The 9994-nt window shown below is 68.2% G+C and carries 11 protein-coding genes; 6 read left to right on the top strand and 5 right to left on the bottom strand.

What is annotated here, in order from left to right; translation table 11 throughout:
- Nucleotides 1–11: 11 nt before the first annotated feature.
- Nucleotides 12–698, bottom strand: a complete 687-nt coding sequence (locus tag B1A78_RS06100) for a hypothetical protein (protein WP_077146107.1) — start codon at nucleotides 696–698, stop codon at nucleotides 12–14.
- 120 nt (nucleotides 699–818) lie between these two features.
- The gene (locus tag B1A78_RS06105; RefSeq protein WP_077146108.1) at nucleotides 819–1859 is read right to left on the bottom strand and encodes a COX15/CtaA family protein; all 1041 of its coding nucleotides are present in this window, start codon (nucleotides 1857–1859) and stop codon (nucleotides 819–821) included.
- A gap of 87 nt (nucleotides 1860–1946) precedes the next feature.
- Here B1A78_RS06105 and B1A78_RS06110 point away from each other — a divergent pair, with 87 nt between their 5' ends.
- The 5 genes from B1A78_RS06110 (at nucleotide 1947) to B1A78_RS06130 (ending at nucleotide 5903) form a co-directional block, all read left to right on the top strand.
- Nucleotides 1947–2873, top strand: coding sequence for a M48 family metalloprotease (locus B1A78_RS06110; RefSeq protein ID WP_077146109.1), 927 nt, complete (start codon nucleotides 1947–1949; stop codon nucleotides 2871–2873).
- A 33-nt stretch (nucleotides 2874–2906) separates the two neighbouring features.
- Entirely contained in the window at nucleotides 2907–3440 is a 534-nt protein-coding gene (gene msrA / locus B1A78_RS06115) for a peptide-methionine (S)-S-oxide reductase MsrA (protein WP_077146110.1), read from the top strand.
- A gap of 185 nt (nucleotides 3441–3625) precedes the next feature.
- Nucleotides 3626–4171: a YfiR family protein gene (locus B1A78_RS06120; protein ID WP_077146135.1), complete on the top strand. Its 546-nt coding sequence runs from the start codon at nucleotides 3626–3628 to the stop codon at nucleotides 4169–4171.
- Nucleotides 4168–5385: a diguanylate cyclase domain-containing protein gene (locus B1A78_RS06125; RefSeq protein WP_077146111.1), complete on the top strand. Its 1218-nt coding sequence runs from the start codon at nucleotides 4168–4170 to the stop codon at nucleotides 5383–5385. Before B1A78_RS06120 ends, B1A78_RS06125 begins: the two co-directional genes overlap by 4 nt.
- Before the next feature lie 17 nt (nucleotides 5386–5402).
- Nucleotides 5403–5903, top strand: a complete 501-nt coding sequence (locus tag B1A78_RS06130; RefSeq protein ID WP_077146112.1) for an OmpA family protein — start codon at nucleotides 5403–5405, stop codon at nucleotides 5901–5903.
- A 6-nt stretch (nucleotides 5904–5909) separates the two neighbouring features.
- On the opposite strand, the gene B1A78_RS06135 is transcribed toward B1A78_RS06130, so the two are convergent.
- A complete protein-coding gene (locus B1A78_RS06135) occupies nucleotides 5910–6686 on the bottom strand; it encodes a hypothetical protein (protein ID WP_144037711.1) in 777 nt (258 codons plus the stop codon).
- Nucleotides 6687–6815: 129 nt separating this feature from the next.
- On the opposite strand from B1A78_RS06135, the gene galU reads away from it, so the two are divergent.
- Entirely contained in the window at nucleotides 6816–7679 is an 864-nt protein-coding gene (gene galU / locus B1A78_RS06140; protein WP_077146114.1) for a UTP--glucose-1-phosphate uridylyltransferase GalU, read from the top strand.
- Between the two features lie 34 nt (nucleotides 7680–7713).
- On the opposite strand, the gene aqpZ is transcribed toward galU, so the two are convergent.
- Both aqpZ and B1A78_RS06150 read right to left on the bottom strand, forming a co-directional pair.
- Nucleotides 7714–8436 carry an aquaporin Z gene (gene aqpZ / locus B1A78_RS06145; protein WP_077146115.1) on the bottom strand — a complete coding sequence of 241 codons (723 nt, stop codon included), beginning with the start codon at nucleotides 8434–8436 and terminating at the stop codon, nucleotides 7714–7716.
- 96 nt (nucleotides 8437–8532) lie between these two features.
- Nucleotides 8533–9816 carry a methyl-accepting chemotaxis protein gene (locus tag B1A78_RS06150; RefSeq protein ID WP_083733903.1) on the bottom strand — a complete coding sequence of 428 codons (1284 nt, stop codon included), beginning with the start codon at nucleotides 9814–9816 and terminating at the stop codon, nucleotides 8533–8535.
- Between the last annotated feature and the right edge of the window lie 178 nt (nucleotides 9817–9994).

Here is a 9994-nt window from a genome sequence, read left to right on the forward strand (position 1 = left end):
CTGCGTCAAGCCTAGCCCGGATCGCCCGGCGCCAGCGCGCGAATGCGCTCCTCGACCAGCGTCCGCGCCTCGCTCCCCGGCTCGGCGATCCAGCTCTGCCGCTGTTCGCGCAGCACCAGTCCGGTCGCGGTGTCGACCGTCCACAGCGTTTCGATATCGAGCGGCGCGGCGGCGCTATCGCCCGCACCGCTCACCGCGCCCTTTTCGACCCTGGCGGCCGTCAGCGACGCGCCGTCGTGCCGGATCGAGACCGAGGCCTCGCCGTCGCCCGTCACCGGGATCGCGGCGTTTGCCGGCGCGATCATCGCGCGGATGTCGGCGGTGACCAGCTTGTCGCGCTCGGCATCGGGCAGCGCGGCGAGCAGCGCCGCAACCTGCCGCGCCTCGGGCGCCCCGGCCCCCGCCGCCAGCCCTTGCGTCCGTTCGGCAACCCGCGCCCACAGCGCCTCGGGATCGGCGAGCGCAACCGCGTGCCCGTCGGCATCGACCAGATAGGTCAGCGTCTCGCCGACCAGCGGCTGCACCAGCCCGGTCAGTGCGCGGACGAGTTCGGGCCGCGCGTCGGATTCGATCCGGCGCAGCATGGCATCGAGCCGATACCCGCGCCCCGCGCCCTTCCATTCGAGCGCATAGACGAGCGAAAAGGAGATCAGCGCACCGCTGCGGCTGATCCGCCGCGTCGTCACGCGATAGGTCATCGGCTGGCCGACCGGCGGCGCAAAACGCCGGTCCGATATCGCGACGCGCGGGCGGCGGGGCGATGGCAGCTTCGGGCGCGGCGAGGTGCAGCAGCACGCCCGCCCAGGCGCCCGCGCCGATCATGCGGGCGGGCGGCCCAGCCGATGCAGCGCCGTCGCCGCCGTCGCGACGAGGATCGCGCCGGTCACCTGGTGCAGCACCGCGATCCACAGCGACACGCCGCTGAGCACGGTCAGGATGCCGAGCATCATCTGCACGACGACAACGGCGACCAGCATGGTCGCGACGCGCGTCGAACCGCGCCGCGCCATCGCGCGGGCGAGCCAGAGCAAGGCGAGCGCGGCGACCCACGACCACCAGCGGTGGAGGAAATGCAGCAGGAAGGGATCGTTGGTCAGCGCCATCCACGCGCCGTCCGACCAGTCGATACCCTCGGGCACGAAATGATCGTTCATCGCCGGCCAGGTGTTCGCAACCTGCCCGGCATTGAGCCCGGCGACCCAGGCGCCGAGCAGCAACTGGACGAACAGGATCGCGATCACGCCGATCGCACCGCCGGTCAGTCGCGCGGGCTTCGCCTGCGGGTCGCGCGCGAGCGCCGACAGGTCGCGCGCCGTCCACACCAGCCCTGCCAGCAGGAAGAGCGCGGTGAGCAAATGCGTCGCGAGCCGGAAGTGGCTGACGTCGGTCCGATATTCGAGCCCCGAGGCGACCATCCACCAACCGATCGCGCCCTGCAGCCCGACGAGCGAGGTCAGCGCGAACAGCCGCCAGCCGTAACCGCTCGGGATCGCGCGCCGGAATGCGAACCAGGCGAGCGGGATCAGCATCGCGCCGCCGACGAGGCGACCGAGGATGCGGTGCAGCCATTCCCAAAAGAAAATGGCCTTAAACGCCGACAACGACATGCCGACGTTGATCTCCTTATATTCGGGGATCTGCTGATATTTGTGGAATTCTTCCTGCCAGCCCGCTTCGCTGAGCGGCGGCAGCACGCCCGACACCGGCTTCCATTCGGTGATCGACAGGCCCGATTCGGTCAGGCGGGTGATGCCGCCGACGGCCACGACGAGGATGACCAGCAGCGCGACGGCCCAGAGCCAGCGCGCGAGCGCGGCGGGTCGGGGGCCGGCGGGGGTCGAAACAGGAATATTCGCCATCGCCGCCCTATCGTCGCTCGCCCCGACTTAGGCAAGGGGGCCGCGAAAATCATGGCCGGGGGACAAGGCGGTTGATATCAGGCCACGATGCGCTGGCCGACCCTTTTCCTGCTCACCGCCGCGGCGATGCTCGCCCCGGCCGGCGCGGCGCATGGCGCGGCATCCGGTACCGATGCGCGTGCGGCGCAGGAAGCCCGGCTCGCCACCATCGCCTATCGGCTGACGACGGGCAGCGCGCGCTGGTGCCCCCAAACCGCCCCGCAGCCCGGCTGGCTCTTGTCCGACCCGCGCCGCTTCGGCGACCGCGACTGGGCAAAGGCGAAGGCCGCCTATGGCGCGTCCGGCGACGGCCCGTTCATCGCCGGGCTTGCCCCCGCATCGCCCGCTGCACGCGCCGGCCTCGCGCGCGGGACGGGGATCGCGGCGATCAATGGCGAACCGGTCCCGACGCTCAGCGCCGACGCGACGGTTCGCATCGACGCCATCGTCGTGATGCTCGATCGCCTCGATCCCGCGGCGGCGCTGACAATTACCGACGACGCGGGCACGGTCCATCGGCTCGACCCGGCGCCCGGCTGCGCGAGCAGCTTCCGCATCGAGACGTCGGGGCCGCAGGCCGCCGCCAATGGCAAGCTCGTCCGCCTGACGCTGCGCCTCGCGCAGTCGATCGCCGACGATCAGGAGATGGCGGCCGTGGTCGCGCACGAACTGGCGCATAATATCCTGCGCCACCACGACCGGCTCGCGGATGGCCGCAACGTCGACCTCATCCGGCAGACCGAGCTCGAGGCCGACCGGCTGGCGGTGTGGCTGATGGCCGATGCGGGTTACGACCCCGCCGCCGCGATCCGTTTCTGGACCCGGCACAAGAAACCGTTGGTCCGCGCCGCGAGCCACCCCCCGCGCAAGGAGCGGATCGCCGCGATCGAAGCCGAAATCGCCGCGATGCAGGCGGCCCGCGCCGCCGACCCCGCCGCGGCGCCCTTGGAATTGCGCGGCGCCTTCCTATTTTGACGCCATAGCCTCTCCCCCGAAAGGACCATCAGCATGACCCAGGAAACCGCGATTTTTGCCGGAGGCTGTTTCTGGTGCACCGAAGCGGTGTTCCAGGGGCTGGCCGGCGTCGACAAGGTCGAAAGCGGTTATATCGGCGGCGATGTCGCGGACCCGACCTACAAGCAGGTCTGCAGCGGCAACACCGGCCATGCCGAGGCGATCCGCATCACCTTCGACCCCAGCGTGATTTCCTATGACGACCTTCTCGACGTCCATTTCGCGACGCACGACCCGACGACGCTCAACCGCCAGGGCAACGACATCGGCACCCAATATCGCAGCGCGCTGTTCCCGCTTGATGCCGCGCAGGGCGATGCCGCGCGCGCCGGGATCGATCGCGCGCAGGCCGACCAGTCGGCCCCGATCGTCACCACCATCGAACCGCCCGCGACCTGGTATCCGGCCGAGGATTATCATCAGAATTATTGGGACGGCGAAGGCCAGCGCAATCCCTATTGCATGGCGGTGATCCCGCCCAAGCTCGCCAAGCTGCGTAAGGGATTCGCCGAACGGCTGCGCGGATAGGGCCGGTTGCCGACTAATCTGGATCAGGAATCGAGCAATATCCTTACCCAAAAGGGGCATCGTACGTAGCGCTATTGCGAAATGGCGGAATGACGTCACTTCTCGTTGACTTGCCCGCGGTTTAGGCTAGCGGACGCCGCCAATCCGGGGCAGCTTGCCCGGGCGCGGTGGGGGTCGCAAAACGGGTGCTGGCATCATTGTTCCTGATCGGCGCGATCACATCGACGCCGCAGATGTCGGTTCAGGCCGCCAGCCAGACGATCGTCGAGGACGGCATCGACGGGATGACCAATGCGGTCAACCGGATGCTCGGCGGGATCATCACCTACGCCCGCTGGCCCGGCGCGGCCGACAGCAATCGCACGCTCTGCCTCGTCGGTACGCCCCGGCTCACCGACCGGATCGCGCCGACGCTGCCCGGCAACGGCCCGCGGATCATCCTGCGCCGGACGACCGCCGCGGCGGTGACGGGCGGCGGCGATTGCGACATTCTCTTTTTCGGGCGGATGCCGGACGCCGACCGCCAGCGGTTGATCGGCTGGGTGCGCGGTCGCCCCGTGCTGACCATCAGCGACGACGATCCCGGCTGCCTCTATGGCGCGATGTTCTGCCTCGCGCAAAAGCCCGCCGGCGTCAGTTTCTCGGTCAATCTCGATGCCATCGCGCGCGGCCCGATCCGCGTCGACCCGCGCGTGCTCAAGATCGGCCAGGGTGGGGGAGGCACGCCATGACGCGCCACGCTTCCACCGCTTCGAGCGCCCGAACGACGCTCCAGAAACTCCTCTCGCGCTTCCATTTCGGCGTCACCCTGTTCGCGGTGGCGCTGTCGGGGCTGACGATCCTGCTCTCCGGCATCACCGCGATGCGCGGCTATGCCGATCGCAATATCGAACTCGCGGCACAGCTTGGCGCCTATGGCGTCGAGCCCGCGCTGGTGTTCAACGATGCCGCCGCGGCGCGCGAAGGGCTGGCCCCGCTGATGAAGCTTCCGGGTATTGCCAAGCTGCGCGTGCTCGACGACCGCGGCCGGCCGCTGACCGAATGGGCATCGCCAACCGAGGACCCCGCACCGCTGCTGACCCGCGCCTTCTTCCCCAGGCCCTTCGCCGTGACGATCCACCGCAACGGCTCGGCGATCGGCACGATCGAGGTGTGGGGCGATTCGACGACGCTGATCGACTATGTTCGCATCGGCCTGCTCGCCGGGCTCGCCTGCCTGATCATCACCGCGCTCGGCACGATCGTGATGGCGCGGCGCTTCGAATATGAACTGGTGAAACCGCTGGGCGAGATCGCGACCGTCGCGCATGACGTGCGCCTGCACCGCCGCTTCGACAAGCGTGTACAGCCGCTGCGCATCGCCGAACTCGACCGGCTGGGCGGCGACATCAACGCGCTGCTCGACGAACTGCAGGGCTGGCAGGGCAGCATGGAAAGCGAACGCGCGATGCTCGCGCACCGCGCCTCGCACGACGGGCTGACCGAGCTGCCCAACAGAGCCGCCTTCGACGAACAACTCGCGCTGCGCATCGCCGCCGCCGCGCAGCACGGCACGCGCCTCGCGCTGCTCTTCATCGACGCCGACAATTTCAAGGCGGCGAACGACCGTTTCGGCCATGCGGCGGGCGACGCCGTGCTCGTCGCGCTGTCCGACCGTATTCGCGATACGCTGCACAACCGGGATTTCGCGGCGCGCATCGGCGGCGACGAATTCGTCGTGCTGGTCGACCCGCTCGATCCGGCGGTCGAGCCCAAGGTCTTGGCCGACCGGATTCGCGCCGGCATTTCGCAGCCCCTCACCCTCCCGGGCGGCGAACCATATCGCCCGACCGCCAGCGTCGGCGTCGCCCTCTATCCCGACGAAGCGACCGACGCCGCCGCGCTGCTCACCGCCGCCGATGCCGCGATGTACGCCGACAAATTGTCGAACCGAACCCGAAGCTGAACCGAAAGCGTGTCCCGATGACCCCCACATTGCCCCGCTCGATCCGCACCTTGCTGGTCTTCGCCGTCGCTGCGCTGGTCGCGGCGTGCGCCAGCGTGCCGCCGCCGACCGGCTTCAATGCCGCGCAGATCGCAATGTTGAAGTCCGAGGGCTTTGTCGAAACCGACAAGGGCTGGGAACTGACGATGCCCGAACGCCTGTTGTTCGAAACCGACAAGAGCGACGTGCCGCCCGAACAGCAGCGGCGCATCGGCGGGATCGCCGCCAAGCTGGTGTCGGTGGGCATCGAGACCGCGCGTATCGAAGGCCACACCGATTCGACGGGCAGCAGCGCCTATAACCTCACGCTGTCGCAGGCGCGCGCGCAGTCGGTTGCGGCGCCGATGCAGGCGAGCGGGATGACATTCGCCGCCGACCAGGTCATCGGCCGCGGCGAAGCGCTTCCCTTGTCGAGCAACGCCACCGCCGAGGGTCGCCAGGACAACCGCCGCGTCGTGGTGATCGTCTGGCCGCAATAGGCGGCTCTACTGGGCGGCGCTCCGCTTGCGCTCTTCGGCCTCGATATAATTGACCAGCGCGTCGCCGATCTCGCGCTCGATGCGCGCCTCGGCACCGGGCGACAGGTCGCGATTGGCCCATTGCCGGTCGATCTCGTTCTTCTGCTCGACCAGCGTCTGCATCTTGCGCCCCGTCGGCGTCAGGCCAAAGCGCATCACCGCGATCCGCTGATCGGGCGTCAGGTCGCGCACGCCGCGCACCGCCGCCCTGCGTTTGTCGGCATCAACCGAGGCGCCGCTCACGCTGAGTTCCTGGTCGCCGCTCATCTGGCCGACGAGTTCCTTCGACGTGGCAGCGAAATCGAGATGCCCCGTCACCGAGCGCATCAGCGCCTGGCCGGCATCGGAGCGCCAGAAGGCCGCCAGTTCGCCGATTTCCGCCATGGTGAAATTGCTCGCGAAAAACGCCCCGACCGCCGCATTATAGTCGGGCAGCATCAACTGGAGCTCGTCCATCATGATCGGCCGCATCGTGTCGAGGAACAGCTTTTCGATCCCCGGATATTCTTCCTTGAGCGCCACCAGATTGGGATCGGTGGAAAAGGCCTGCGCCGCGATGCCGGCCAGCACCTTGTCGACCTGCCCCGCCATATCGTTCGATTCATTGACAAGCTTCGCCAATTCGAGCGCCGCCGCCTTATGGGCATCGCTCTGCGTCGCGGGCGGAGCGGCCAGCGCCGCCGGCGCGGGCGCGAACGACGCAGACAGCATCGCGGCAAGACCGATGGAAAGCAGATAACGCATGTCGAACCCCCCGATGGCCACCCGCCACATCCCGGATCGCCCTGCCCCCCGCATCGCGCAACCGCCTTTGCCGCGCAACGGTTTTTCGGATTCTTTCCTTGGCGAACAAAGCCCGCTAAGCCCGCCGCCATGAAACCGATCCGCAAAGCCGTCTTTCCCGTCGCCGGCCTCGGCACCCGCTTCCTTCCGGCGACCAAGGCGATCCCCAAGGAAATGCTGCCGGTCGTCGATCGCCCGCTGATCCAATATGCGGTCGACGAAGCGCGCGAGGCCGGGATCGAGCAGATGATCTTCGTCACCGGGCGCGGCAAGAGCGCGATCGAGGATCATTTCGACATCGCCTTCGAACTCGAAAAGACGATGTCCGAACGCGGCAAGGACCTGTCGGTGCTCGAACCGACGCGCCTCGGCCCGGGCAATTGCGCCTATGTCCGCCAGCAGGAGCCGCTCGGGCTCGGCCATGCGATCTGGTGCGCGCGCGACATCGTCGGCGACGAGCCCTTCGCCATCTTCCTGCCCGACGAATTCATGCACGGCACGCCCGGCTGCATGAAGCAGATGGTCGATGCGTATCACAAGGTCGGCGGCAACCTGATCTCGGTGCTCGAAGTGCCGCACGAACAGGTGTCGAGCTATGGCGTCATCACGCCCGGCGCGCAGGACGGGCCGCTCACCGAAGTGCGCGGGCTCGTCGAAAAGCCGAAGGTCGCAGAGGCGCCCTCGAACCTGATCGTCTCGGGCCGCTACATTCTGCAGCCCGAGGTCATGCGCGTCCTCGAACGGCAGGAAAAGGGCGCCGGCGGCGAAATCCAACTCACCGATGCGATGGCCGAGATGATCGGGACGCAGTCCTTCCATGCCGTCACCTTCGACGGCGCCCGCTATGACTGCGGATCGAAGGCGGGCTATATTCAGGCGAACCTGGCGGTCGCGCTCGAACGGCCGGACATCGCGGAAGAAGTCCGCGCCTTCGCGATCGACCTGCTCCAATAGGACCGGCGGCGGAGGCCCGCCGCCGGCCGGTTCCTCAGACCCCCTCGATATTGGGCTTGGGGAAGGTGTCGGCACCGATGGTGCGATAGAGCCACCCGCCGAGCGCGCCGCCGATCAGCGGCGCCACCCAGAACAGCCACAATTGCTGAAGCGCGAGGCCGCCGACGACCAGCGCCGGCCCCGTGCTGCGCGCCGGATTGACCGAGGTGTTGGTCACCGGGATCGAGATCAGGTGGATCAGCGTCAGCCCGAGCCCGATCGCGAGCGGCGCAAAGCCGGCCGGCGCGCGCCCGTCGGTCGACCCCATGATGATCCACAGGAAGACCGCGGTCAGCACGATCTCGATAATCAGCGCCGACCAGATGTCGTAATTGCCCGGCGATCCGGCATCGAAGCCATTGGCGGCGAGCCCCTTTGCGATGTCGTAGGTCGGACTGCCCTGCGCGATATAATAGAGCAGGAAGGCGGCAACGATCGCGCCGAGCACCTGCGCCGCCACATAGAACGGAATGTCGCGCGCCTCGAAACGCCCGCCGGCCCACAGGCCGACCGTCACCGCCGGATTGAGATGGCATCCCGAAATATGGCCGATCGCATAAGCCATGGTGACGACGGTAAGCCCGAAGGCGAGCGAGACGCCGAGCAGCCCGATCCCGACGTCGGGAAAAGCCGCCGCGAGGACGGCACTGCCGCAGCCGCCGAACACAAGCCAGAAGGTGCCGATAAATTCGGCCAAGCCCTTTTGCATGTTACTCATATGACCCTCTCCTCCGCGCCGACGGTCATGAGCGCCGCAGGCGCGCGGAAAGACTAGCATCGCGGGGCCCGGCGGCAAGCCTTTGGTCCGGGTGGATCAGGCGGCGGCGACCGCCTCGACGAAGTGACGCGCCCGCATGTTGAGCGACTGCGCCGCCCGTGTCAGCCCCGCCGACAATTGCCCGAGCGATTGCGCCCCGTCGCCGACCGCGGTCGCGCCGCGCCCGATATGCTGGACGCGCGTGTCGATCTCGCGCCCCGCCGCGACCGCCTGTTCGACATAGCTCGCGATCATCAGCGTCGTCGCGCTCTGCCCGTCGACCGCCTTGTCGACCGCGTCGGAAAAGCCGTTGTTCGCGACGATCGCGCGTTCGACCTCGTCGAAGCCCTCGGTCACCTGCCCGACGATGTCGCGGATGCGGTCGACATATTGGGTGATGTCGCCCGCCGCGCTGCGCGTCTGTTTCGCCAGCGTCTTGACCTCCGACGCGACGACCGCGAAGCCGCGCCCGGCATCGCCGGCATGCGCCGCCTCGATCCCCGCGTTGAGCGCCAGCATGTTGGTGCGGCTCGCCATGTCGATGATCAGCGCCAGCATCTGTTCGATCGACTGGCTGGCCGATTTCAAGGCGGCGGCACGTTCGCTCGCCGCCCTGACCTTGCGGTGCGCGTCCCCGCGCACGGTGCGCGCATGCGTGCCGTCGTCGACGATCCGGCGCATCGACGCCGCCAGCGCATGGCCGCGATCGCCCAGCTCGCCGAGCCCGGTCAGCGTCTGCGCGGTCGCGCCCGCCACCGACACCGCGTCGCGGCCGGTCTGCTGCGCCCGCTCGGCCAGGTCGCGCGCCACGGCCTCGACCTCGCGCGCCGTGCCCGACAGCGCCGCGGTCAGCGCCGCGATATCCTCGTGAAAACGGTCGCCGGCCTCGTCGATCCGCGCGGCACGCGCGCTGCGCTCCTGCGCCAGTTCGACCTCGCGCAGCATCGCCAGCTTCGCGAGCTGGCCGCTGTCGAGCGTTTCGACGAAGCGCCCGCCGCGCACCATCACCAGCCCCTCGGCGCCCGAACGCGACACGATGGCGAGCAGCGCAGCGGTCGATTCGCCGACGTCGGCGGTCTGGCACGGCTCGACCATCGTCGCGATCGAGCCGCCGATCGTCGGATTCTGCATCAGCGAGAACCAATAGGGACAGAAAAGCAGTTCGCGAACGCGCTGCTCGCGCACGATCCCCACCGGCCGGTCTTCGGCATCGAGCACCGCGACGATCCGCAATTGCGGGTCGTGGCGAAACAGGTCGATCACCTCGGACAGATGGGCATCGCTGCGGGTCGCGGCCGCGTGGCCGGGCGTCGGGGAAAGGGCAAGTTCGACGGGGTTCATGGAGGATCTTCGTGCAGGAGGGGCAGTCACGGCCGACCTAAGGCACGATGGTAAAGACAGTTTTAACCATTTGTTTCAATGATATGACAGCGACGCCCCGCATGCGGTCAGCCTGCCGCAATCTCCTGTTCAGCCGGGGGCCGATATGCGATGAGAACCGCCCGTTCGAAAGGATGCT

The sequence above is a fragment of the Sphingopyxis sp. KK2 genome (assembly GCF_001990265.1).
Classification (GTDB): Bacteria; Pseudomonadota; Alphaproteobacteria; order Sphingomonadales; family Sphingomonadaceae; genus Sphingopyxis.

What these genes read in the sequence shown, in the direction of transcription:
- B1A78_RS06100 (WP_077146107.1), bottom strand. Translation starts at nt 698, where the DNA reads ATGACCTATCGCGTGACGACGCGGCGGATCAGCCGCAGCGGTGCGCTG.
- B1A78_RS06105 (WP_077146108.1), bottom strand. Translation starts at nt 1,859, where the DNA reads ATGGCGAATATTCCTGTTTCGACCCCCGCCGGCCCCCGACCCGCCGCG.
- B1A78_RS06110 (WP_077146109.1), top strand. Translation starts at nt 1,947, where the DNA reads ATGCGCTGGCCGACCCTTTTCCTGCTCACCGCCGCGGCGATGCTCGCC.
- msrA (WP_077146110.1), top strand. Translation starts at nt 2,907, where the DNA reads ATGACCCAGGAAACCGCGATTTTTGCCGGAGGCTGTTTCTGGTGCACC.
- B1A78_RS06125 (WP_077146111.1), top strand. Translation starts at nt 4,168, where the DNA reads ATGACGCGCCACGCTTCCACCGCTTCGAGCGCCCGAACGACGCTCCAG.
- B1A78_RS06130 (WP_077146112.1), top strand. Translation starts at nt 5,403, where the DNA reads ATGACCCCCACATTGCCCCGCTCGATCCGCACCTTGCTGGTCTTCGCC.
- B1A78_RS06135 (WP_144037711.1), bottom strand. Translation starts at nt 6,686, where the DNA reads ATGCGTTATCTGCTTTCCATCGGTCTTGCCGCGATGCTGTCTGCGTCG.
- galU (WP_077146114.1), top strand. Translation starts at nt 6,816, where the DNA reads ATGAAACCGATCCGCAAAGCCGTCTTTCCCGTCGCCGGCCTCGGCACC.
- aqpZ (WP_077146115.1), bottom strand. Translation starts at nt 8,436, where the DNA reads ATGAGTAACATGCAAAAGGGCTTGGCCGAATTTATCGGCACCTTCTGG.
- B1A78_RS06150 (WP_083733903.1), bottom strand. Translation starts at nt 9,816, where the DNA reads ATGAACCCCGTCGAACTTGCCCTTTCCCCGACGCCCGGCCACGCGGCC.